Below are 25,157 nucleotides of genomic sequence, written 5' to 3'. Positions count from 1 at the left end.
CTGCACATGGTTAGCCGTGGAAACGGTATTTATCGATCGAGGCCTGATGCATCTCGATGGAGAAGCCCGGTGCCTGCGGTGGCATATAGGCCGCGCCGCGAATATCGCAAGGATGCACAAAATGTTCGTGCAGATGGTCAACGTACTCAATCACGCGGCCCTCATGCGTACCGGCGATACACAGATAGTCGATCATCGATAAGTGCTGCACGTATTCGCACAGGCCGACGCCACCGGCATGCGGGCAGACCGGCAGGTTGTATTTGGCGGCCATCAGCATCACGGCCAGCACTTCGTTGACACCGCCCATGCGGCAGGCGTCGATCTGCACCACGTCGATGGCTTCGCGCATGATGAACTGCTTGAACATGATGCGGTTCTGGCACATCTCGCCGGTGGCGACTTTGACCGGCGCCACGGCCTGACGGATTTTGCGGTGGCCTTCAATGTCATCCGGGCTGGTCGGTTCTTCGATAAACCAGGGCTTAGCGAAGGCAAGGGCGTTGACCCACGGAATGGCGTCGTTGGTTTCCCACACCTGATTGGCGTCAATCATCAGTTTGCGGTCGGGGCCGATCACGTCGCGGGCGATGCGCACCCGGCGGATATCGTCTTGCAGATCGCGGCCTACTTTGAGTTTCAGGTAATCGAAACCGGCATCGACGGCCTCCTGACACAGGCGGCGCAGTTTGTCGTCGGGGTAACCGAGCCAGCCTGCCGAGGTGGTGTAGCACGGGTAACCTTCGGCCAGCAGTTTCTCCCGGCGCTGCGCTTTGTTGTCGCCGCGCTGTTGCAGCAACGTCAGGGCTTCCTGCGGGGTGATGCAGTCGGTGATGTAGCGGAAATCGATGCAGCGCACCAATTCCTCCGGCGACATATCTGACACCAGTTGCCACAGCGGTTTGCCCGCGGCTTTGCTCCATAAATCCCATACGGCGTTGACCACCGCGCCGGTCGCCAGATGAATGGCACCCTTGTCCGGGCCAATCCAGCGCAGCTGACTGTCGCTGGTAAATTCACGCCAGAACTTGCCCATATCGGCGGTAATAGTCGCTAAGTCACGCCCGACCACCAGATGTTCCAGCGCGTTAATCGCTGCGCAGCAAATCTCATTGCCGCGCCCGATGGTGAACGTCAGCCCGTGGCCGCTGAGCGCCGGGTTATCAGTATCTAAAATCACGTAAGCCGCCGAATAATCGGGATCCGGATTCATGGCGTCAGAGCCATCCAGAGCCAGTGAGGTCGGGAAACGCACATCTTCAACACGCAATGCAGTAATCGTTGTCATCGCTTAGATTCCATCAGCAAACATTGTGGGGTTACGCCTGCACCGTCTTCTGACGCTGCTCGCCCAAGCCTTCAATACCCAGACGCATTACCTGTCCGGCCTTCAGGTAAACCGGTGGTTTTTGCCCGAGGCCCACGCCCGGCGGGGTGCCGGTGGAGATGATGTCGCCCGGTTGCAGGCTCATAAAACGGCTCAGGTAGCTGATGATCTCCGGCACTTTGAAAATCATGGTGCGGGTGTTGCCGTTCTGATAGCGCTTGCCGTCCACCTCCAGCCACAGATTCAGCTGATGCGGGTCAGGAATTTCATCGGCGGTGACCAGCCACGGGCCGGTGGGTCCGAAGGTGTCGCAGCCTTTGCCTTTGTCCCAGGTGCCGCCGCGTTCAATCTGGAATTCGCGTTCGGAAACGTCATTGATCACGCAGTAACCGGCCACGTGTGACAGGGCGTCGGCTTCGCTGATATAACGCCCGCCCTGGCCAATCACTACGCCAAGCTCCACTTCCCAGTCGGTTTTCACCGAGTCGCGCGGGATCTCCACATCGTCATTCGGCCCGATAATGGCGCTGGTCCACTTGCTGAAAATCACTGGCTCTTTGGGAATGTCTGCCCCGGTTTCGGCGGCGTGATCGGCATAATTGAGACCGATGCAGATAAATTTACCGACCTTGCCCACGCAGGCGCCGAGACGCGGGTCGCCGCTGACGAAAGGCAGGCTGGCAGTATCCAGCTGGCGCAGCTTTTCCAGCGTCTCAGGCTGTAAAAACTCACCGCTGATGTCGCTAACATGCGCCGAGAGGTCGCGCAATTTACCGTGACCGTCGAGTAAGCCGGGGCGCTCCTGACCTGCCGGGCCGTAACGTAATAATTTCATGTCAAAATCCTTATCTGGAAAAGTGAGGCTGAGAGGGGCCGGAGGTCAGTTGCTCCAGCCACCGTCAATAATGTGTACCGTGCCGGTGGTGTAGGAGCTGGCGTCGGAGGCCAGATAGAGCGCCAGCTGGGCGATCTCTTCGGTCTTGCCAATGCGGCCAATCGGCTGGCGGGCCACGAAGGCTTTATAAACGTCTTCTTCGCTGCGGCCTTCGGCTTCGGCCTGCGCGGCGATGCGCTGACGCAGCGACGGCGATTCGACCGTGCCGGGGCAGATGGCGTTACAGCGAATGCCGCGGGTGACGTAGTCCGCCGCCACCGAGCGGGTCAGGCCAATGACGGCGGCTTTTGAGGCGCTGTAGGCAAAGCGATTTGGCACGCCCTTGATGCTCGAGGCGACCGACGACATGTTAATAATGGAACCGCTGTTGCGTTCGAGCATGGCGGGCAGAAAGGCGCGGATAGTGTGGAACATAGCGGTAACGTTGAGATCGAGCGCAAACTGCCATTCGCGCTCGCTGCAGGTCAGGATATCGCCGCTGTGGACCACGCCCGCACAGTTGAACAGCACGTCCAGCGGGCCAATCTCTTCGGCGACGGCGTTGATCGCCTGCGGGTCAGTGACATCCAGCAAGCGTGGGTGAATGCCCGCAATGCCGTGCAACTTATCGATGTTGATGTCGGTGGCGATCACCTCGGCGCCGTGGCTGGCGAACAGGGCGGCGGTATTAAAACCGATCCCTTGTCCGGCGGCGGTGATCAGCACTTTTTTCCCCGTCAGGTTCATAGCTACTCCCGGTAAAATCGGTTATTTAGGTCTAATGGTCAGGCCATTGACTGCGAAAAAAAACGCGTTAAGTGAGGTTCTTTTGCTAAGATGTTCAGCAGACTTCAACTTAAAACGCTTTTTCATTTAACTAATTTTTTACATGTATAAAACAAATCAGCAAGATTTTTGTCCGATAAATGCTAGCTGAATCACTTAATTGAAAAAGAGCTCAGGTGTCCGATGCCGATAAAAAAATTAGAAAATCCGAGAATATACAGGCAGATAGCTGACCAACTTAAAACGCTGATCGACAATAAAGAATTTCCGCCCGGCAGCCGACTACCGGCCGAGCGCGAACTGGCCAGCCAGTTGCAGGTCAGCCGGGCATCGGTGCGTGAAGCACTGATTGCGCTGGAGGTGATAGGTCTGGTGGACGTGCGCGTCGGCAACGGCGTGATTGTCTGCGAGCCGCCGGTGTCACAGGCGGCCCCCTCGCAGGAGCCGGTAATGGCGCGGGCAGGGCGTAATCAGTGGGCCGACGTGGATGACGAGCTGAATATTGAGCTGGATTTCACCGCCGAGCTGCCGCCGTTCTCGTTGCTGCAAACCCGGCGGCTGATCGAACCGGAAACCGCCGCGCTGGCTGCCCGTCACGCGTCCGATGATGAACTTGCAGCGATCAGACAGGCATATGAACAGAACTGCCGCGATAACCGGCAAGGATCGGCAACTCACCCCGGCGACCGGCTGTTTCATATCCGCATCGCGCAGGCCAGCGGTAATCCGGCCTATGCGTTTATCATCGCGCACCTGCTGGGCCACCGTTACGGCACCATGTTCCGTGGCCTGCAATTGCACTACACGCCGCAGGACATGCCGCACCGCTCCGAAGTGGAACACCTGGCGATCCTCACAGCGCTGGAAGCCCGTGATACCCGCGCGGCTAAAAAGGCCATGAAAGAGCATCTGGATGCGGTGATCGCCATTTTCGGGCGTGGTTGATTGACTCACTTAACCCTGGAGCTGGCGTATGCGCAGTGATCCCCCTTATATTCGGCCCGGCGAACGCATCGTGATTTTCGATGGCACCTGCAAATTGTGCATCGGCTGGGTGAATTTCCTGATCCGCCATGACCGTCACCGCAGCGTACGGATGGTGCCGGTACAGTCGGAAAAGGGCCAGGCGCTGTTTGCCTGGTCGGGGCTGGATGCGGATAAAATCAACACCATCGTGCTTATCGATCACGGTGAGGTACTCCTGCGCTCCGAAGCCATCTTCCGCGCCATGAGCGGGTTGCCGGCGCCGTGGCGCTGGATGAGTGTACTGAGGATTTTTCCGCAGTCATTTCGCGACATGTGCTACAACCGCATTGCGATCAACCGCTACCGACTGTTTGGGCGTTATGATGCAGTGCAAAAACTGGATGCCGACCATAGTCAGCGTTTTTTGGATTAGGGATTGCAGGAGAGCGGGATGGCAGGTTATCAACCACCTTTCAACATAACAGCAGAAATACTGAACCTTGTGGTTGAGGTGGGGGAGTTATTGGGGCACTGGGCGGCTCAGGCTGGCCGCGCCTCTCCGTTGCTGCGTAAAGAAAACCGTATCCGCACTATTCAGGCGTCCCTCGCGATTGAACATAATAGCCTCTCCGCCGAACAGGTCACCGCGATTATGGATGGCAAGCGCGTGTTGGCACCGGCGAAGGATATTCAGGAAGTGCGTAATGCCATTTTGGCTTACGAGCAACTTCCCCACTGGAATTGTCACCGGTTGGCGGATTTACTGGCGGCACACCGCCTGTTGATGAGTGGTCTGGTGGATGTGCCGGGGCAACTGCGCAGTGGCAACGTGGGTGTTTACCGCGATAAACAGTTGATTCATATGGCGCCACCTGCCCACCAGCTGGCGCGTCTGGTTGATGACCTGTTGTCATGGCTGGAACACACCGATATTCACCCGCTCATTGCGAGTTCAATCTTCCATTATGAGTTCGAGTTTATTCATCCTTTCGCCGACGGTAATGGCAGGATGGGGCGACTTTGGCAGACGCTGATCCTCAGTGATTGGCGCGCTGAACTGGCCTGGCTGCCTGTTGAAACCTTGATTCACGATCAGCAACAGGACTATTACCGCGTGCTGGGGGAGTGTGACCGGGCCAGTGACTGCACGGCTTTCATCGCCTTTATGCTGGAAAAACTGAGGCTGGCATTAAGAGAAGGGATTGACGCGCAACAGCCAAACGTTAATGTAATGCCGGTAGAAATGCCGGTAGAAATGCCGGTAGAAATGCCGGTAGAAATGCCGGTAGAAAATGCCGGAAATCTATCAGTAACAGCAAGCAAGATCCTTGCCGCCGTTGAAGCCACGCCGTCAATCACTATCGCTCAGCTGGCACAGGCTCTGGGGATCAATTCCCGCACGGTTGAACGTAACATTAAGACGTTGCAGGACAACGGCAGGCTGCAACGTGAGGGTTCCACCAAAAGCGGCGTCTGGCGCGTGATGTGATAAAATATCCTTAATGATCAATGGCTGTTGATGAGGCGCTATGAATACCCCGGTTACCCGCACGACCCGAGAAATGAAAAAACACAATGTGGTGCTGGTGGTCAATGCGTTGAAAGCGCTGAATTCTGCCACCAAGGCAGATCTCTCGGAGCAAACCGGGCTGAGCGTCGCCACTTGTGGCACGGTTCTCAACCACCTCTGCCTGACCGGCGAGGTGTTGTCGCTGGCGCTGGATGCGTCGAGCGGCGGGCGTCCGGCCCAGCGTTATGCCTATAACCCGGATTTCTTCTCGGTACTCAGTCTGTATGTTGAAGGTAACACCACCTCCGCCCGTATCGCCGCCCTGATCACTTCCGCTACCGGCACCACGCTGGAACAGCTGGACACCGTCTTTCAGCCACTCTCTCTGGCGCAATTTTTTGATTATATTGGCGATATCGTTTCCCGATATCCCAACCTGCAAGCCATGGGTATTGGCCTGCCGGGGGTGATCGTTGATGGCGTGGTGGCTTCCTGTGATATCGCGCTGTTTAACGGTCTGCCGCTGGTACAGATATTGCGGGAAAAATTCGGTCTGTTTGTGCAGGTCGGTAATGACATGAACTACACCGCCTACGGTTTTTACCGCAGCAATTGCCCGCAGGAAACGGGGCCGGTTGCCTACCTGTTGCAGCCGGAAGGAGAGTGCACCGGCTGCGGCATGGTGATCAATGGCCGCGTGTTACAGGGCGCCAGCCATTTCGCCGGTGAGGTTTCCCACATTCCGCTGCCGCCTGCGGATGGGCAGATGACGGAGCGGCTGAGCCATATTATTGTCACGCTGGTGGCGGTGATTAACCCGGTCACGGTGGCGCTGTCCGGGCCACAGCTAAAAGCGCAGGATCTGGCCGACATTCGCCGTCATTGCCAGGACCATATTCCCGAGCAGCATCTGCCTGCCCTGATCTACCGCCCCTCTATTGAGCAGGATTATCTGCAGGGCATCGCTGAACTGACGCTCGAAAGCTATAACTTCCATCTCATCTTTGAACTTTGATCCTCCGCGTATTTCTTCTGTCTGACGCTTGACTTCATTTCCGGCTGATCTGTATAGTAATCACTTATTAAAAGTCTTTTAATAAGTGATTCTGGTCTTGCCGGGATGACTGTTTTCCGCCATGGGAACCCTATTTATGTCACTGGACATCACCACTACGTTGACCGACGCCAAAGGCAAACGCGTTGCAACCCGCGCGATTTTCTTCGTCACCGGCCTGGCCATGGGGCTTTGGGCCGCGCTGGTGCCTTACGCGCAATTGCGCACCGGAGCAGCAGCGGGAGATCTGGGCTTACTGCTGCTTTGCCTCGGCGGCGGTTCACTGCTGGCGATGTTGGGTTCCGGGCGGCTGATTGGTCACTTTGGTTGCCGGGCCATTATCCTGTTTGCGGTGGCGCTGTTCTGTGTGCTGTTTCCGGCGCTGGCGACTTTCAGCGATATCCGCTGGCTGGCGGTGTCGCTGTTCCTGTTCGGCATGGGGATTGGCCTCGCCGATGTGGCGATGAACGTACAGGGCTCGCTGATAGAACAGGTGTCGGCCAAACCGCTGATGTCCGGTTTTCACTGCCTCTACAGCGTGGGTGGCATTGTCGGTGCGGGAGGGGGGTCGCTGCTGCTCGGCGCCGGTCTGTCGCCGCTGGCCAGTACATTCTCGGCCATTGTACTGGTGCTGATGATTACTGGTTTGTCATTCACAGAACTGCTGCCATTCGGCAACCATGAGTCCGGTCCGGCTAAACCTGCGACCAAAGCACGCCCCAATTTCCGTCTGATCCTGATGGCCGCGATGGCGATGATTTGCTTTATGGCCGAAGGCGCGGTGCTGGACTGGGGCGGAATATTCCTTACCCAGGATCGCGGTCTGGCGGTGGAACACGCCGGGTGGGGCTTCGCCGTGTTTGCCGTCACCATGTCATTGATGCGTTTAACCGGAGATGCGGTAGTCAGCGCGTTGGGCCGCCAGCGGGTACTGATTTTTGGCAGCATTCTGGGCATCGCCGGTTATCTGATGGTGGTAGCCCTGCCGGGCTGGAATCTCTCGCTGCTGGGCTTTGCGCTGGTGGGCGCCGGGGCGGCCAATATCGTGCCGGTGCTGATCACCCTCGCCGGTCAGGAGAAGGTGATGCCGGTCAATATGTCGGTGGCGATGGTGGCGACACTGGGCTATCTCGGGGTGCTCGGCGGACCGGCGATCATCGGGTATATCGCGCATCTTTCCAGCCTGGCGGTGGCATTTTCTGCGGTCGCCATCCTGTTTCTGGTCATTACGCTGGGTGCTTTTAAGCTGAAATATTAACGATTTAAACTGAGTGGCATGTTGCCAGCCGGCGCTCCGGCGCTGGTTTTTTTTCACTCTTCAACTCTCTCATTGTCTTTCTAAGGAGTCACGATGACCGTCAAACTCATTGCCGTGGATATGGATGGCACCTTTCTCAACACGCAGGGCGACTACAACCGTGCGCGCTTTGCCGCCCAGTACGCCGAATTACAGCGTCGCGGCATCAAATTTGTGGTCGCCAGTGGCAATCAATATTACCAGTTGAAAACCTTCTTCGATGCGCTCGACCCGGACATCGCCTACGTGGCCGAAAACGGCGCTTACGTGGTGGATAAACAGCAGGAAATCTACTGTGCGCACATGCCCGCAGAGCAGACCGCGCAGGTGCTGGCGTTTATCAGCGGCATTGATGACATCGAAGTCACTGTGTGCGGCAAAAACGGCGCGTACATGCTGGAAAAGTTCGGCGAAGACTTCTTTAAAAAGATGAACCGTTACTATTTCCGCCTGAACCGGGTGGCGAGTTATGCCGACGTTAACGAACCTATTTTCAAATTTGCACTGGAAGTGCCACATGAAAAACTGGCCGGGCTGATGGCGCGGGTGGAAGAAAATATTGGCGGGATGGTGAAGCCGGTTTCCAGTGGTCACGGCTCAGTGGATCTGGTGATCCCCGGCAACCATAAGGCCAATGGGCTGAAGAAAATCCAGCAGCTGTATGGTGTTGAAGACAGTGACGTGCTGGCGTTTGGCGACGGCGGCAACGATCTCGAAATGCTGCAACACGCGGGGTTCGGTTTTGCCATGCAAAACGCCCAGCCTGCTGTACTGGCCGCCGCCCGTTACCGGGCGGGCCTGCATCATGAGGAGGGCGTGTTACAGGTTATTGACGATTGCCTGGAAGGGCGCGCACCGTTTGACCGAAACTAAAACGGTTTGGTCGGCAGGTATTTACCGTCGAGAGTGATCACGGCGCGTTCGCCACCGTCCGGGTCCTGCACTTTTTTGATATCCAGCTTGAAGTTGATGGCGCTGATAATGCCGTCGCCGAACTGCTCATGCACCAGCGCCTTCAGCGTGGAGCCGTAGATTTGTACCATCTCATAGAAGCGGTAGATGGTCGGGTCGGTGGGAACGCCGCCGGGGATGCTGCCGCGCAGCGGGATAGTCTGGAGCAGGCGCACCGCGTCTTCATCCAGTTCCAGTTTAGCGGCTACCGCTCTGGCGGCTGTTTCTGGCAACGGATGCTGCCCCAGCAGGGCGGCAGTCACGAAGGCCAGGCTCAGGCCGGTGCCTTCGGTGATCGCTTCAAAGGTCAGGTTCTTGCGGATTTTGGCATCCATGATGATGTCGGTGAGATGCTGGCGTGAAGTTTGGGTGTGCAGTGACTGAGTCATAAAAATTCCTTTAGGCTATCAATTAATTAAAGCGTTAGAGGCAGGTGGCGGAGGGGGTAGCCGTAACCTGTGGGTTGGCAGCCAGCGGGACAAAACGGCGCGTGTTACCGTCAAGGGCATCAACGCCGCCGCTGGCAATGTCATACACCCAGCCGTGCAATTTGAGTTTTCCCTGTTCAAGCGCCAGGGCAACGGACGGGTGGGTTTTGATGTTGGTTAGCTGAGCAATCACGTTCTCGCGCACCACGGCATTCACACGCTCCTGTTCAGAAGCATAGTCATTGGCCTGAGTAATGCTACGGGCGGCATCGGCATAGCGCAGCCAACTGGCGACGGTGGGCATGTGGTCCAGACACTGGCAGGTGGCGATAGCGGTCATTGCGCCGCAGTCGGAATGACCGCAAATCACGATATCTTCGACGCCCAGCGCAGCAACGGCATACTCCACCGAGGCACTGACGCCGCCCGGCTCAGGGCCGAACGAAGGGACGATGTTGCCCGCATTGCGGATGACAAACAGATCGCCGGGCTCGCGCTGGGTTAGCAGTTCCGGTACCAGACGGCTGTCGGAACAGGAGATAAACAGCGTTCGCGGGTTCTGGCGTGTCGCCAGTTGTTTAAATAAATCGCTGCGCTCGACAAAGGCCTCGCGCTGGAATTTCAAAATCCCGTCAATAATTTCCTGCATATTCACTTCCACTCATTGATGTTTCGATGGGCAGATGATGAACGTAACTGGCTATAGGGTCTAAGACCCATTTATAATGGGGGCTATTGGTTTTACTTATAGTGAGGTGTTTGTGCTACTGCGACACATCCGTTACTTTCTGGCCGTGGCTGAGCAGGGGAATTTCACCCGCGCGGCTGAGGTGTTGCATGTCTCCCAGCCGACCCTGTCGCAGCAAATTAAACAACTTGAAGCCTCGCTGAACGCGCAGTTGTTCGACCGCTCCGGCCGGACGGTGACACTGACGGATGCGGGTGTTGCCTGGAAGCATTATGCCGAGCGGGCGTTGCAGGACTTGCAGGCCGGCGCGAGGGCGATTCATGATGCGGAAGATTTACAGCAGGGGACGCTGCGTCTGGCGATGACGCCGACCTTTACGTCTTACCTGACCGCGCCCGTGGTGGGCGAGTTTTACCGGCGCTATCCGGGGATTCGGCTGGAACTGGGCGAAATGACGCAGGATAAAATCGAGGTGTTGCTGGCGCAGGACCAGCTGGATCTGGGCATTGCATTTGAGCCGGTGCAGTCGGCGGAGATCGCCTCTACACGGCTGTTTGCGGAGACGCTGAATCTGATGGTGGGGGAAGGACATCCGCTGGCAGGCAGGCGCGAAAAGTTGGATCCGGAGGCGTTTGCGCGTCAGCCGCTGGTCTTACTCAACGGGGATTTCGCGACGAGGCAGTTTATCGATCTGTTTTATCAGCGGATTTCGGTACGTCCGCGGGTGGTGATGCAAGCCAGCACCATCAGCGCGATTATCGACATGGTACGTTGCGGGCAGCTGGCGACAATCCTGCCGCAGGCCATCGCCAGCGCTGACCGGCAGTTGCACCCGCTCCGGCTGGAGATACCCATCAGCGTGCGGCAGGCCGTGCTGTTACAGCGCAAAGACGCGTACCGCAGTGCGGCTGCGCGCGCCTTTGTTGAGTTACTGAGTGATTACGCCACCGGCTTGCACACTATTTCCCCGGAAACCAATTCCCCGGAAACAAATTCCCTGTAAACAAAAAGTACCCTGCCGCAATCACCAGCGCGATAAAGAACAGCCGGACCCCCCGTCTGACGCGCGAAGCAGGGCGCTGGCGGGACTGCGCATTTTTGCGTGAAGATCGCGTTTTGCGCGGCAGTTGCGCGAAGAAACGGTTAACAATCGTCAGGTTTTGCTCCAGCTTCGCACGGTTCTGCGCATCTACGCTGAAATCGGCATCGTGAGCCGCGGCGTTACGCAAATGGGTGATATGGCGCAGCGCGGCGCGGACTTCCGGCGTCAGCTGGTCATCCACCGACAGGGTCAACTGTTTCAGACCCTGTCCCTGTGCACCCAACCCTTTCAGGGCTTTCTCAATGACGGCACCCCGTTTTATCAGTGTGCCCCGCAGTTCTTCCTGCCCCATCAGCGGTAAACCGGCAGCAGATTAAGGCTGGAAAGAATATGCACCGCCGCATTGAGCACGCCAAACAGCAGCACCAGCACAATCATTTTATTACCGCCCCATACCCGATACTGCGGGCTGCCGAAGCGCTGGCGCGAAGCCCGCGCCATCAACGCAGGGACAATCACTGCCCAGACGGTGGCGGCCAGACCGGCAAAACCGATGGCATAGATGAAGCCGTCTGGGTAGATCACGCCGCCAACCATTGGCGGGATGAAGGTCACCAGCGCCGTTTTAAAACGGCCCATACGGCTGTCGTCGAACTTAAACAGGTCAGCCAGATAGTCAAATAGCCCCAGGGTCACACCAAGGAATGAACAAGCGACGGCGAAATTCGAGAAAATAGTCAGCAGCAGATCCAACCCCGCGCTGTTGAGGATCTGGCTCAGTGACTGCACCAGCACATCAATATTGCCACCACGTTCAGCGATACCAATAAACGCCGGGCGCGGGATATTGCCCATGGTGCCCAGCATCCAGATGACGTACAGCCCCAGCGCCATCAGGGTGCCGAGCAGCAGGCATTTTTTAATCACCTGCGGATTTTTGCCGTAGTACTTCATCAGGCTCGGCACGTTGCCGTGATACCCAAACGACGCCAGACAGAACGGCAACGTCGCCAGTACATAGGGCGCGTAACTCGGGTTGAGTTGCACACTGTTGAGCAGGTTAACGGGTTTGATATGCCACAGCAGGCTGCCGAAGGTGAGGAAAAAAGCGATGATCTTCGCGCCCAGCACGATGGCTGTCATGCGGCTTACCGCGCGGGTACTCAGCCAGACGATAAAGGCCACGGCCAGCGCGGTCAGCAGGCCGCCGAGACGGGGTGAAACATTGACAGACATTTCGCGCATCGTGTGCTGAATCACTGAGCCACTGGCGGAAATATAGGCGTAGGTGAGGATATACAGCACAAAGGCGATGGTGACCCCGTTGAGCATATTCCAGCCGTTACCGAGTAAGTCGCGGGTCACGGTGTTAAAGCTGGATCCGATCGGGTAGTTCAGGTTGGCTTCCAGAATCATCAGGCCGGAATGCAACATACAGAACCAGGTGAAAATCAGCGCGGCGACTGACCAGAAAAACCAGGCACCGGACATCACCACCGGCAATGAGAACATTCCCGCGCCGATGATAGTTCCCCCAATGATCATCGCGCCACCCAATACAGAGCGGTGCGGCATGTTGACAGCAAGCGTAGCCATAGTGCGGATCCTCGCGTGGCTTTAATGTGTATTGACCTGAAAGGAGGGCAAAAAGTGAGAAGGCAAAAAACCTGCGTTTATGCTGCGGGTCTGGCCTTAAGCGCGGCAATATAGTGCAAATGGGCAGCAATGTATATGCTTGACTAGTTCACTAGTACGATGAGGGGTGAGTTATTCTGTTAGTTGATATTATTGCCGGGGTATCGCAGTCGTGAAGGGGCTTGCTGTTGACTCTTTTCGATTGACGGCTCAATGACGAAAGGTGCAGAGCTGGCTGACGCTTTGCACCTTTCGTCACCTGGACAGGGCGGTGAGACGTTATGCCGGTGGGTTCTGCGGTTGCTCCGGCTGTTTAGGGCTATTGCTCAATTCTGAAAATGCGGGCTTGTTCTTCGTGACGGTATAGGCGACGTGCTTAGCGCTGTCGGCCGCGGTCGTGACCTCCACCGGTGCAATCGTGACGCGGCCAATCAGTGTGCGGGCATAACCGCCAACCTTGTGCGCACCTGCGGGAACGTGTAAGTCAACGCTTTGACCTATAGCCAGCGCCGCCGCGTCGGTACCATCGACAGTCACAAAAACGGTGGTGCCATCGTCAGTTTTGTCGTGAACATGTGTCACGGTGACCAGCGTATCACCGCTGGCAAAATTTTCCGCCGGTTCGCCAGTGGCGTGATGCTTCGCACATCCTGTCAGTACGATAGCGGCCGCAGCTACGGCCAGGGAGAAACGATGAATCATAGTGCAGTGTTGTCCTTTAGTGCATCAGTTAGGGTAATAGCTTGACGCCCGGCTCATGCCCGGCAACGGTCAGCGCGATAATATAACTGATATCCCTACCGGGATGAATGCACGGATCCTGATCTCAGAGAAATCGCCATAGAAATAGCCCCAAAGGCTAAAGCCGGGCAGTCCCAACCTGAGTTTTCCCGTTATGGCTGATAGCGCAATGCGTCTACCAGCAGTGAAAACGCCGTGGTGTGCTGTTTACGGCTGGGGTAATAGAGATAGTAGCCGGGAAATGGCGGGCACCAGTCCTCTAAGACGCTGACCAGTTGACCCTGCCGAATATCCTCGGCCACTGAATTTTCCGGTGCAAACATCAGCCCTAACCCACTCTTCGCCGCATCAATTCTCTGCCGCAGACTGTTAAAGGTCAGTTGACCCTCAACGCGGACTTTAATTTCCCGGCCCTCTTTTGCGAACTCCCAGGCATACAGCCCGCCGAGCGTCGGCAGGCGCATATTGATGCAGCGGTGTCGTTGCAAATCTGCGGGCGAGTGCGGAATGGCATTTTTATCGAAATAGGAGGGAGAAGCGACCACCGCCATACGCATCTCCGGGCCGATACGCACAGCAATCATATCTTTGGCCAACTGTTCACCCAGGCGGATACCCGCATCAAAGCGGCCACTGACAATATCGGTCAGCGCGTTATCTACGCTAATTTCAACGTTGATATCGGGGTACTTTTCGAGGAAGGGTTTCAGTTTGGGCCATAGCACCCAGTCAACGGCATGTTCAGCGGCATTGATGCGAATATTACCGACCGGCCTGTCGCGCATTTCGCTCAATGCTTCCAGTTCATCTTCCAGCTCGGCAAAACGCGGGCCAAAAGCATTTACCAGCTTTTCGCCGGTTTCGGTGGTGGAGACGCTGCGGGTGGTGCGGGTGAGTAAACGCAGTTCCAGTCGCTCTTCCAACCCGCGGATGGCATGGCTAAGGGCTGATTGTGATACGCCCAGTTTCGCGGCAGCACGGGTAAAACTGCGCTCTTTTGCCACGGCCAGAAAAAAAATCAGATCGTTCACATTTTCTCTTAACATTCTGGCCCTTTGACGATGCGATGAAATCCTGATCAGAATTGTACCTCTATAATCTGGTTGAGAAGAAGCCGCGTTGTCACCTTATTAATGAGCACAGCTCATAGGTCCATGCGGATTTTGCCCTATGGTTATGCCAAATGAATCGGGGTAACGTAAAGACATCGCATGATAGATCAGAGGAAAATATGAAAATTACTCGCAGTGGTTCCCAACCTTCCCAAGTCGGCCCGGCTGACTATTTTACCGGTACGGTGCGCATTGATGCTCCCTTCAGCGGCACTGAACCTGCTCGTGTCGGCGGCGCGATTGTGACGTTTGAGCCGGGTGCCCGCACGGCGTGGCATACCCATCCGCTGGGTCAGACGCTGATCGTTACGCAAGGTCGTGGGTGGATCCAGAAAGAGGGTGGCCCGATTGAAGAGATGAATCAGGGCGATATTGTCTGGATCCCTGAAGGGGTTAAACACTGGCATGGTGCAACCTCCCAAACGGCAATGACACACATCGCGATTGCCGAATCACTGAACGGTAGCCCGGTGGCGTGGATGGAGCACGTCACAGACGCGCAATATCAGCCATAAACCGCATAAATCTTTTTTAATGATGTGTGTGATAGCTAACACAGGTATCACACACATCAATTGAGTGGGCTAATTGCCATCACTCGCACTGTAAATCCCCCTCTTCTGCATGATGTTCCCTGTTCTTCGCGTCAAAACCTCTAAAGATCAAATCTCAAATTCAAATATAAATCACAAAATCAGCATAGAGCGATAATAAAAAATCATTTCAGTAATAATTATATTTTGTTGATATGAACTTATTCAAAGATCAGTAAGGATATTGTAATGCTTAAGTGGAATTATTCTTGGGTTTGGCTATAACTTATTGACTATGAATTTCTGGCGCCGATGAATGACTTCATCGCGTGAAAAACCTGTTTCAATTGTATCTGCTTATGCAGAGGTCGTTTCACATTAACTCCCTATTAAACGGGCGGCGTTATTTTATTGCTTATTTAATTAAACCTCATGGAAATCAATACCTCGAATATAGGGTGAATAAACTATGCTATGCGTAAATGATGACACAGCAACTGACCCCAGCCAGCGCCAACTAAAAGATTACCCCTTAAATAAACTCTATATTGCTTTAAAGATTATCCTGCTCTCTTCTTCCATGGGAATGCCTGCAGCCTTTGCGGTCGATCTGCCCTCGTTGGATGCGGGTTGTGATGGTGGCACGACCACCTGTAGTGTGACCAGTACGCTGGGTACTGATTTTGATGTCACCAGTAGCATTAACGCCCCAGGCCATGCCATCAACGCCGATGCTACCGTGACGGGCAGCACCTTCACCGTCGGGAGCGGCGTGACTGTCGCGGGAGGCATCACCAGTGCCGGGTTCAATTTTGCCAGCGGCAGCAGCGCCAACACTATAACCAACGACGGTACAATTCAGGGCGGTCACGGTATTAATTTTAACAGCGGCAATGATTTCACTGTTATTAATAATGGGTTAATTGACAGTAACGGTGGTGCAGCCTTCTATGGTCTGGGTAATTTCGGCAGCGGATTTACCCTGACCAACAATGAAGGTGCGACTATTTCAGGCTCGCATACCGTCATTGACGGCGTGTTATCCAGCGGCGGTGTCACCATCAATAATGCCGGGGCGATCACACCTGATGATGGTAGTGGAGGGGTAGCGATAAAACTCTTCGGCAGCAATAATACTATTAATCTTAATACCAGCTCCGCTATTACCGGTGATATTCAACTTGCAACCGGTCAAACAAACAACACCATTAATCTGCTGGGGGGGAGTGCAGCGACCGGCACCTTCAGTAATTACGTGAATAGCAACACGATTAATTTACTTAATATTAATGCGCCTGGGAAAGAATGGGATATTTCAGGAACCTTGCCGGTGGCTGGCGCTATTCATCTTCAAAGCGGAAATGTGTTGTTGACCGGCACATTGACCAACAGCGGTACCGGGGGAACGACGATCAATTCAGGGAGTTCATTCCAGGTGGGCAACGGTGGCACCACTGGCGTGTTGAATGACACGGTGATCAATGACGGCACCCTGACGTTCAACCGCAGTGATGACGTCACGTTCACCGACGATATTAGCGGAACCGGTAATGTGGTTCAGGCCGGCACCGGCCTCACTAATCTGGCGGGCAGTGGCACCTGGAGTGGGGGGACGCAAGTCACCTCCGGCACGCTCAATGGGATGTCGGCCACCAATGCGTTGGGCACGGGGGCGGTGGATGTCACTAACGGCGCTATCTTGCAACTGGGCGATGCCTCTACGTTTACTGATTACTATTTTTCAGCGAATGCGCTTTCACTGGAGGCTTCTACCCTGCGGATGAACGGTACCCAGGCCTCGGCGCTGAGCAGCGATGTGACGTATCATTTTGACAACCTGATTGCACCGATTTCCCTGTCGAACTCGACGCTGGATTTTGAGCAAACTGCGGGTGTGAATAGTATTTTCGATGGCGACGTCGACGCCATCAACACCAGCTCGCTGAACTATGTCGGCGACAGCGGCGTTCATACGCTGGCGATGAACGGCAACCTGACCGGTTCTGGCACACTCAGTCTCTATATGTCGGAGAACAATACCGGGTCACTCAACTTGTCGTTTAACGGTGCGACGAATAATTACACCGGGACGGTCAGTCTGAACGGCGACGCTTATAGTGTGGATGTCAATACCCCGCTTGGACAGGCGGCCTGGTCGATCACCGGTGCGCAGACGCTGAATTTTAACGGCAGTAATACGCATGTAGTGACTGCGCTGAGCAGCGATGCGAACGGCATCGTTAATATCACCGACGTGGATACCATTTTACAGTTGGGTGCCGGTACGGTGAATGGCGTGATTGGCGGCCTGGGGGATCTGACGAAAACCAGTACCGGTATTTTGTCGCTGGATGGCGTGAACACGTATACCGGCAGTACAAAAATTACCGGCGGGACGGTCAATCTTGGCATAGCCAACGCGATTGCCAGCAGCACATCCGTTGACGTTGACAGTAACACCACGCTGGCACTGAAGAATTTCGACCAGGTATTGCAGGATTTGAGCGGCGCGGGAACCCTCACTCTGGGCTCAGGGGATCTGACCGCGCAGAGCAACACCGATACGACTTTTGACGGCACGATCACCGGCAGTGGCGGGTTAACTAAAACCGGTGCCAGCATGCTGACACTCTCCCATGCCGGCAATAGTGTCGGCGCGGCTGAAATTGCCGCCGGTATTTTGCATCTGACCCAAACCGGCACCTTCAACGCCGCCAGTCTGCTGGTGGACAGCGGTGCCACGGCGCAGCTCGACAGCACGGCGCAGATTGCCACCACCGGAACGTCTACGGTGAACGGCACGCTGGATGTCACTTTGGGTGGGACAACGCCCATGCTGACCGCCGCAGATGCCACCCTCAACACCTCCAGTTCCGTGCTGAATATCTCCGGCTACAGCGGCAGCACAGTGGCGAAAGCCAGCGATCTCGACGCCGCCCGCACGGTGGTGATTCACACCACAGGCGGCATTACCGGTGATTTCAGCGCTGTTGAAGGCATCGGTGCGGGCAATGCTGATTACATTGTCGTCGATGCGAAAAAATCCACCGACGGTAACGACTACAGCATCGGCAGTTCACTGGCATGGAATGCGGTTGCGCCGCTCTCATCGGGCATTTTTACGCTGACCAATGCCAGCGATGCGTTTGACGTGGATGTGGTTCTGGCCGATCAGGCGGCCAACGGCCTGACCTGGGATGGTCAGTCACTGACCAAACTGGGTGACGGCACGCTCACCTTTTCTGCGGCTAACACCTATACCGGCGTGACGCGGCTGCTGGCGGGCACATTAAAAACCGGTATTGCCAATGCCTTTGCCGACAGTGCATCCCTGGTGGTCGGACTGGGTTCTACGTTTGATCTGAACAATTTCAATCAGCAGGTGCAGAACATCAGCGGTGGCGGGGATATTGCGCTCGGTACCGCCACCCTGACGATGGATAACAGCAGTAACAGTGGGCTGAATGGTGTTATCAGTGGCACCGGCGGCATAGTGAAAGAGGGGGCGGGAACGCTTACGCTCACAGGTGACAGCACTTATACCGGCGGCACGCAGATCAATGGCGGGAAACTGTCAGCCCTCACCGAAAACTCGCTTGGGGCAGCAACCAGCGGCGTGACCATCGATAATAACGCCATCCTGGACGTCGGGGCGCCGGGCGAATTCATGCATTATATTACCCTTGGCAGCGGGGGTGGAACCCTGATCGGTACGGCAGGTATCAACGCCAGCGGGCTTATCGACGGCACTGGCCGCCTCACTACGCAGGGTGTCATTGATTTAACCGCAGACAATACCTACACCGGCGGTACTACCATTAATAACTCTGCCACGCTCTCATTGGGGCGCGGTACCACGACCGGTAGCGTACAGGGCGATATCATTGATAACGGTGTTCTGGCGTTAAGCCGCAGTAATGATATGACCCTCGCGGGTGCGATCAGCGGCAGCGGGCGGGTGGATGTGCTGGGCGCAGGGACCGCCACTTTAACCGGTGCCAACAGTTACAGCGGTGGCACCAATGTCTACGGCAATCTGCGTCTGACCGATGGCGGCACGCTGGGCAGCGGTGCGGTGGAGATCGCTACGCCGGGGGTCTTACACATTGATACACCTACCGGCGGCAGCTACACCTTTGATCATGTGCTGACCGGCAGCGGTACCCTGCAAGCTAACCTCGCCGCGACCACGGATACCTTCGCCTTCGGCTCGACGACCGGCAATGCCTTTAGCGGCAGCGTTCAATTGGGGCAAGGTCAGTTCTCGCTGTCGGGTGATAACACCGCTGCGCTGACTAACGCCACGCTGCAACTCAATACCGGCAACACCACCACAGTGGCGGCGGCCGATCAAAACATCGGTAATTTAACGCTGAACGGCGGCACCATCGCGTGGAGCGGCCAGACACCGCCGCAAACGCCGGTGGGCAAAGTGAACGTGACCGATCTTACGCTCACCAGCGGCACGGTTCAGGTGGATGTCCCGGAAACTGGCGGGATCGCTAACCCGGTGCTGTCTCCGGGGCTGAACCTGCTGGCACAGGATGACGGCGATATTCAGACTCAACTGGTGGCCGCCAGCGGCAGCGTCACCGGCGATGCTTCGGGGCTGGTGCTGGTCGATAGCACGGGTCAGGCGGTGAATAATCCGCAGACGCTGGCGATCACTGAAGGCGGAGCCACGGTGGCCAACGGCAGCTATGACTTCCTGCTCTCCACCGGGAGCAATAACGACGGGCTGTATCTCGGTTATGGCCTGAAAGGGCTGGATTTAGTGAGCGGGCAGACGCTGCATCTGTCCACGGACAGCGGCGCCACCTCAAACAGTGCGGTGCTGAATGCGCAACTGACCGGCAGCGGCAATCTGGACGTCAACGGCAGTGCCTCTGCTGCGCAGACTCTCACGTTCAATAACGCCGCAAACAGCTACACCGGTACGACGACGGTCAGTGGCGGCACGCTGGTGGCGGGCAGTAATAATGCGCTGGGTGCGACGTCTGAGTTGATTCTGCAAGACACCACCGGGTTTGATCTCAATGGTAAAACGCAGACGGTCGGCAGCCTGAGCGGTGCCGCAGGATCTACGCTGAACATCAACGGCGGTAACCTGACCCTGAGCCAGGGCGGACAAAGTGACGGCACGTTGACTGGCGCAGGGTCTCTGACGCTAAACGATGGCACCATGACGGTGAATGGCGCCAACGGCGGGCTGAGTGCGGCGGTGATCCTCAATAATAGCGCGCAGGCGCTGCTCAGTGATGTCGCGGGACTGGGTACCGGCACGGTGAATCTCAACGGAGCAGGGACAGAACTCCAGCTTAATGGTGCAACCGGCGCGCTGGCGAATGCGCTGAGCGGAACCGGTGATACCCATCTGTTGAGCAATGCGGCGGTGGGGCTTTCCGGCAATAACAGCGGCTTCGGCGGCAGTTTCACCCTGGACAATGGCACGACGCTGACGGCGGGTGTGGCGCAGAATCTGGGCACGGCGGTGATCAACAATAGCGGCGCACTGGTGCTGGACAGCAGCACTGACTGGGCCTTCATCAACACGGTCAGTGGCAGCGGGACGCTGGAAAAATCGGGCAGCGGCAACCTGTCTGTTAACAGCGCGAACACTTACACCGGCGGTACAACAGTCAGCGCGGGTACCCTCACGCTGACCAATGCGCAGGGCGCCGGTAGCGGAACGGCCACCATCGCGGCACCGGCCACGCTGGCGGTTAACGTCACCAACGGTAACTTTAGCAACGCCGTGGATAACGCCGGTTTACTGACCCTCAGTGGTGATGGTAACCAGCTCAGTGGTGACATTAGCGGCAGTGGTACCAACCGGGTTCTCGCCACCCATTTGACCATCAGCGGTGATAACAGCGGCTTCGATGGCGTATGGGATTTGGCTTCCGGCAGTTCCTCCACCGTCACAGCGGCGCAAAACCTTGGGACAGGCAGCGTCGGGCTTAACGGGACACTGAACGTTGCCCCGGCGAGCGGTAACTACGTCTTCACCCAATTACTGAACGGTCAGGGTGTGCTGAACGTGGCGATGGCCGCGGCGGCGGACCGTTTCTCCTTTGGCACCGGGAGCGGCAGTGCGTTCGCCGGTCTGGTGAATCTTGGGCAGGGCGCGTTTACCTTGTCCGGCACGGATACCCAGGCGCTGACCAATGCTACGCTGCAAATTCAGTCCGCTCATCAGACGGTCGGTGTGGGGACGCAAAACGTCGGTAATCTGGTACTCAACGGCGGTAGCAGTACGTTCGATGTGCTGACGCACAGCCTGATTCAGACCAACCAGTTAGCGCTAAATGGCGGTGAAATCCGGGTTAACGGGCTCAATACGCTGCCAGATCCGTCCAATGCAGCCAGTGAGCCGTTACTGCAACAGGATGACATTATCGGTGATGCGCTGATTCTCTCACAGGGCAATACCGGCTCCTCCGCTAACCTGACGTTGACCGATGGGTTGGGCAACCCGCTGGGATTGACCACCGCAGATGTCACTCAATTGGGCAACGTGGTGGGTGTGGGCACTTACAGTTACGGGCTGACAGACAACAATCTCCAGGGGCAAACGGGGGTGTTCCTTTACTCCGGGCTGATTAAACTCGACCTGTTGGCGGGGCAGCAAGTGTCACTGATTCAGAACGGCAACGCACCACTGGGTGGTAACGAGATGCATGCGTTGATCACCGGTGCGGGTGGTTTGAATGTCAATGTGATGGACATTGCTACGCTCAATAACCCGCTCAACGATTACACCGGCCAGACGACCGTCACGAACGGCACGCTGCGCCTCGGGTTTAATCACACATTGGGGAATACGTCGTCATTGGATCTGCTGGGTACCAGTCAGGTTGATCTCAACGGTAAAACCCAGAGTGTCGGCGCACTGAACAGTGCGGCAGGGACGCTCCTCAATCTGAATGGCGGTACGCTGACCCTCACCGACAGCCAGCGTACTGCGGGCAATACCCACGGCGGTACGGTGTTCGGGGGACTGACCGGCAGCGGTACGCTGGTTGTTGACCCGAGCGTGCTGACCATTGACGGCGCAAATCCGACCCTCTCGGCTAACACGGTGATCACCGGCGGTTCTGCCGTGCGCCTGAACAACGTGCAGGGCTTAGGCACCGGCAGCATTACCCTGGACGCCGCCGGTGACCTGCTCACTTTCGAGACTTCCAACGGCCAGACCGCCAGCGGCGCGCTGAACAATACACTGCTTGGCCTGGGTTCTGTCCAGCTCGACAGCAGTGAAGTGATCAGCCTGGCGGCGGATAACGCCACGTTCAACGGTAATTTCACCCTTGGCAATGATGCGACGCTGATCGCCTCTGCGTCGCAGAACCTCGGCACCGCTTCCATCACCGATAACGGCACGTTGCAGATTGATAACAGCAGCAACATGACGCTTGCCAACAGCCTGACCGGCACCGGCGATCTGGTTAAATCTGGCAGCGGTACGTTGACGGTTTATCAGCCTGCCTATTCCGGGACTACCGCCATCCACCGCGGTACGCTGGTCGTCGGTGACGGAACGCAGTCCGGTGCCAGACTGGGGGCTAATGGTGCAGGTGCAGTGACAGTGGCTTCGGGGGCGACCCTTGCCGGTGACGGCACGGTCAGTGGCGGCGTCAACAACAGCGGTACGCTGGCGTCACTCAACAGCCTGTCGGCATACGGATCGGCGGCGGCCAGCATACTGAACCTCAGCAGTGATCTTACCAACAGCGGTCTGCTGCAATTGGCGGGTGCTTCGGTGGGGAACACGCTGTCGGTGGGCGGTAATTACATTGGCGGCGGCGTGCTGGCTTTGCAAACCGTGCTGGGGGGTGACAATTCGGTGACCGATAAACTGGTGGTAGCCGGAAATACTTCGGGCACCACGCAGGTGACGGTGAAAAACGCAGGCGGTGCTGGCGCACAAACTAACACCGGGATTCAGGTGGTGGATGTCGGTGGGCAATCGGACGGCGTGTTTAACCTCAATGGCCGTGCGGTAGCCGGGGCGTATGAATACCATCTGGTGAAAAACAGCAGCAATGGCGACTGGTACCTGCAATCACAAGACAGCACCCCAACGCCGCCGACCCCAACGCCTGCGTCGAACTATCGTCCTGAGCCGGGCGCTTATCTGGCGAACCAGCGTGCGGCACAGAACATGTTCTTGCATACCCTCTACGATCGTTCCGGGGCCGCGCGCAGCCAGTCAGAGACTGACATGGCAAAAGGCTGGGTACGTCTGGGGGGTGACTATACCAAGCAGAAGAGTGATGGCGGGTTGTTTGATGAGAAAACCCACACCACGCTGGTTCAACTCGGTAGTGATGTGTATCAGTTAGACGGCGTGAATGGCGACCAGATTAACGCCGGTGTGATGGGCGGCTACGGCCATTCCACCAGCAATGTCAGCGTGCAAAATAGTGGTTATGAGGCGAAAGGGCAGGTCAACGGTTACAGCGTGGGGGCTTATGGCACCTGGTATGCTCGGGCGGATCGTGTCAGCGGTGCGTATGTGGACAGCTGGATCCAGCACGCCTGGTACAAAAACGATGTGAACGGTGACGACCTGCCGCAGGAGTCTTACAACAGTCAGGGGACGGACGTGTCAGTCGAAACCGGTTACGGCTTCGCGTTGAAACAGTCTGATGATGTCCGCTGGATGGTGACGCCGCAGGCGCAATTGATTTACAGCCATTACCAGACCTCAGGCCACACCGAAGATAACGGTACCCAGGTTAATGCCAACGGTGATGATGGGATCAGAACGCGCATGGGTGTGCGCCTGACGCGACAGAATACGCGGGTGGCAGGCAGTGCGCAGCCGTTTGTGGAAGTGAACTGGTATAACGGTAAACCGGCATCGGACAGCGTGGACTTCAATCAGGTGCGCTTTGAAAACGCCACGTCGGTTAACCGTTATGAAGTGAAAACGGGTGTCACCGGGAATATCAGCCAAAACTGGCAAACCTGGGGACACGTCAGCAGCACCTGGGGGAACAACGACTATCAGGGCTATCAGGGCATGGTGGGGGTGAGATACCAGTGGTAGTCAGTGGTTAACTGATGAGGAAAGAGAACCGGAAACTCAGTTTCCGGTTCTCTTTGCCTCAATCACGGCCAGGGCGTCAATACTTCGTGGCCTTCTTTGGTCACCAGCACCATGTGCTCCCACTGTGCCGACAGCGAATGATCTTTAGTTACCACTGTCCAGCCGTCTTTGAGTACTTTTGAATGACGCTGACCGGCGTTGATCATCGGTTCGATGGTAAACAACATGCCCTCTTTCAGCACCACGCCGGTGCCGGGTTGACCGTAGTGCAGCACCTGCGGCTCTTCGTGATAACCCTGCCCAATACCGTGACCGCAATACTCTTGCACTACTGTGAACCCTTCGCGCTTCGCCACGTTGGCGATAGCAAAACCGACATCACCCAAGGTGGCGCCGGGGCGCACCACGTTAATGCCGGCGAGCATGGCTTCCAGTGTGGTATCGACCAGGCGGCGGGCCAGAATCGAGGGCTCACCGGCATAAAACATGCGGCTGGTGTCGCCGTACCAGCCATCTTTGATCAGCGCCACGTCAACGTTGACGATATCGCCTTTCTTGAGCACTTTCTCTGACGGAATACCGTGGCAAATCACGTGATTGACCGAAATACAGGTGGTTTTTTCATAGCCGTGATAGCCGATGTTGGCCGGGATCGCCTGAAGTTCATTGACGATAAAGTCATGGCACAGCTGATCGAGGTGATCGGTAGTCACACCCGGCTGAACGTGTGGTTCAATCATCTGCAGCACGCGTGCGGCAAGCTGTCCGGCGATGCGTGCTTTGGCGATACCTTCCGCCGGTTTGATAAAGCTCTGGTCAGTCATTGTGGGTTTTCCTTGCGGTGACGCCATCATTGAGAAGGGTTTTGATGCCATCGAAATGTGTCGTCGATTCTGCGCTGGCGCGAACCAGTAGCTGACAGATATCGCGGTGAGACAAGTCCGGGTGCATCTCCATCAGCATGCCCACTTTCATCCAGTGTTCGGCCTGCGCATTCATCGAACGGGTGAACGCCAGACTGGCGATGCGCAGATTTTCGTGCATCATTTCTGAGATTTTGATAATGCCCATCGTGGGTACCTGTGGTATATGGTCTGTATATGCTTTATATATTCTTCGTATCATACACGAGCCACGATACCCCTTTCAACCCGCCCC

General features: G+C 56.4%; 20 protein-coding genes. 9 read left to right on the top strand and 11 right to left on the bottom strand.

Going from position 1 to position 25,157, the window contains the following annotated elements:
* Positions 1 to 10 precede the first annotated feature (10 nt).
* From EAH77_RS18635 to EAH77_RS18625, 3 genes are read right to left on the bottom strand one after another with little or no spacing between them, the layout of a single operon-like run.
* Positions 11 to 1,288 (bottom strand): L-fuconate dehydratase, encoded by a 1,278-nt coding sequence (locus EAH77_RS18635; protein ID WP_140474324.1) that lies wholly within the window; start codon positions 1,286 to 1,288, stop codon positions 11 to 13.
* A gap of 31 nt (positions 1,289 to 1,319) precedes the next feature.
* On the bottom strand, positions 1,320 to 2,162 hold the full coding sequence (locus tag EAH77_RS18630) for an ureidoglycolate lyase (RefSeq protein WP_140474323.1): 843 nt from the start codon (positions 2,160 to 2,162) through the stop codon (positions 1,320 to 1,322).
* 45 nt (positions 2,163 to 2,207) lie between these two features.
* Entirely contained in the window at positions 2,208 to 2,948 is a 741-nt protein-coding gene (locus EAH77_RS18625; RefSeq protein ID WP_140474322.1) for an SDR family oxidoreductase, read from the bottom strand.
* Between the two features lie 222 nt (positions 2,949 to 3,170).
* On the opposite strand from EAH77_RS18625, the gene EAH77_RS18620 reads away from it, so the two are divergent.
* From EAH77_RS18620 to EAH77_RS18595, 6 genes are all read left to right on the top strand, one after another.
* A complete protein-coding gene (locus tag EAH77_RS18620; protein ID WP_140474321.1) occupies positions 3,171 to 3,932 on the top strand; it encodes a FadR/GntR family transcriptional regulator in 762 nt (253 codons plus the stop codon).
* A gap of 28 nt (positions 3,933 to 3,960) precedes the next feature.
* On the top strand, positions 3,961 to 4,386 hold the full coding sequence (locus EAH77_RS18615; protein WP_140474320.1) for a thiol-disulfide oxidoreductase DCC family protein: 426 nt from the start codon (positions 3,961 to 3,963) through the stop codon (positions 4,384 to 4,386).
* Positions 4,387 to 4,404: 18 nt separating this feature from the next.
* The gene (locus EAH77_RS18610) at positions 4,405 to 5,442 is read left to right on the top strand and encodes a Fic family protein (protein WP_140474319.1); all 1,038 of its coding nucleotides are present in this window, start codon (positions 4,405 to 4,407) and stop codon (positions 5,440 to 5,442) included.
* A 40-nt stretch (positions 5,443 to 5,482) separates the two neighbouring features.
* Positions 5,483 to 6,478, top strand: coding sequence for an ROK family protein (locus tag EAH77_RS18605; protein ID WP_140474318.1), 996 nt, complete (start codon positions 5,483 to 5,485; stop codon positions 6,476 to 6,478).
* 136 nt (positions 6,479 to 6,614) lie between these two features.
* A complete protein-coding gene (locus EAH77_RS18600) occupies positions 6,615 to 7,775 on the top strand; it encodes an MFS transporter (protein ID WP_140474317.1) in 1,161 nt (386 codons plus the stop codon).
* Positions 7,776 to 7,868: 93 nt separating this feature from the next.
* Positions 7,869 to 8,687 carry a Cof-type HAD-IIB family hydrolase gene (locus tag EAH77_RS18595; protein ID WP_140474316.1) on the top strand — a complete coding sequence of 273 codons (819 nt, stop codon included), beginning with the start codon at positions 7,869 to 7,871 and terminating at the stop codon, positions 8,685 to 8,687.
* Here EAH77_RS18595 and cynS read toward each other — a convergent pair.
* Both cynS and EAH77_RS18585 read right to left on the bottom strand, forming a co-directional pair.
* The gene (gene cynS, locus EAH77_RS18590) at positions 8,684 to 9,154 is read right to left on the bottom strand and encodes a cyanase (protein WP_140474315.1); all 471 of its coding nucleotides are present in this window, start codon (positions 9,152 to 9,154) and stop codon (positions 8,684 to 8,686) included. The genes EAH77_RS18595 and cynS overlap by 4 nt on opposite strands.
* Positions 9,155 to 9,188: 34 nt before the next feature.
* The gene (locus EAH77_RS18585; RefSeq protein ID WP_140474314.1) at positions 9,189 to 9,842 is read right to left on the bottom strand and encodes a carbonic anhydrase; all 654 of its coding nucleotides are present in this window, start codon (positions 9,840 to 9,842) and stop codon (positions 9,189 to 9,191) included.
* Between the two features lie 112 nt (positions 9,843 to 9,954).
* Between EAH77_RS18585 and cynR the strand changes: the two genes are divergently transcribed.
* Entirely contained in the window at positions 9,955 to 10,884 is a 930-nt protein-coding gene (gene cynR / locus EAH77_RS18580) for a transcriptional regulator CynR (protein WP_140474313.1), read from the top strand.
* Here the strand turns inward: cynR and EAH77_RS18575 are convergent.
* From EAH77_RS18575 to EAH77_RS18560, 4 genes are all read right to left on the bottom strand, one after another.
* Positions 10,841 to 11,275 carry a hypothetical protein gene (locus EAH77_RS18575; RefSeq protein ID WP_140474312.1) on the bottom strand — a complete coding sequence of 145 codons (435 nt, stop codon included), beginning with the start codon at positions 11,273 to 11,275 and terminating at the stop codon, positions 10,841 to 10,843. The two genes, cynR and EAH77_RS18575, sit on opposite strands and share 44 nt — an antisense overlap.
* The gene (gene mtr / locus EAH77_RS18570) at positions 11,275 to 12,519 is read right to left on the bottom strand and encodes a tryptophan permease (RefSeq protein WP_140474311.1); all 1,245 of its coding nucleotides are present in this window, start codon (positions 12,517 to 12,519) and stop codon (positions 11,275 to 11,277) included. Before mtr ends, EAH77_RS18575 begins: the two co-directional genes overlap by 1 nt.
* A gap of 318 nt (positions 12,520 to 12,837) precedes the next feature.
* Entirely contained in the window at positions 12,838 to 13,260 is a 423-nt protein-coding gene (locus EAH77_RS18565) for a hypothetical protein (RefSeq protein ID WP_140474310.1), read from the bottom strand.
* Positions 13,261 to 13,451: 191 nt separating this feature from the next.
* Complete coding sequence (locus EAH77_RS18560; RefSeq protein WP_140474309.1) at positions 13,452 to 14,345, bottom strand: LysR family transcriptional regulator; 894 nt, start codon at positions 14,343 to 14,345, stop codon at positions 13,452 to 13,454.
* A gap of 185 nt (positions 14,346 to 14,530) precedes the next feature.
* Here EAH77_RS18560 and EAH77_RS18555 point away from each other — a divergent pair, with 185 nt between their 5' ends.
* Entirely contained in the window at positions 14,531 to 14,926 is a 396-nt protein-coding gene (locus tag EAH77_RS18555) for a (R)-mandelonitrile lyase (RefSeq protein WP_140474308.1), read from the top strand.
* A gap of 487 nt (positions 14,927 to 15,413) precedes the next feature.
* Positions 15,414 to 23,999 (top strand): autotransporter outer membrane beta-barrel domain-containing protein, encoded by an 8,586-nt coding sequence (locus EAH77_RS18550; RefSeq protein ID WP_140474307.1) that lies wholly within the window; start codon positions 15,414 to 15,416, stop codon positions 23,997 to 23,999.
* 62 nt (positions 24,000 to 24,061) lie between these two features.
* On the opposite strand, the gene map is transcribed toward EAH77_RS18550, so the two are convergent.
* Entirely contained in the window at positions 24,062 to 24,823 is a 762-nt protein-coding gene (gene map, locus EAH77_RS18545; RefSeq protein WP_140474306.1) for a type I methionyl aminopeptidase, read from the bottom strand.
* Complete coding sequence (locus EAH77_RS18540) at positions 24,816 to 25,070, bottom strand: ParD-like family protein (protein ID WP_140474305.1); 255 nt, start codon at positions 25,068 to 25,070, stop codon at positions 24,816 to 24,818. The genes map and EAH77_RS18540 overlap by 8 nt, the downstream gene beginning before the upstream one ends.
* Between the last annotated feature and the right edge of the window lie 87 nt (positions 25,071 to 25,157).

It is taken from the genome of Ewingella americana (assembly GCF_006438725.1).
Taxonomy (GTDB): Bacteria; Pseudomonadota; Gammaproteobacteria; order Enterobacterales; family Enterobacteriaceae; genus Ewingella; species Ewingella americana_A.
The sequence above is the reverse complement of the archived record's forward strand: the minus strand, read 5'-3'. Positions and strand labels throughout refer to the sequence as shown.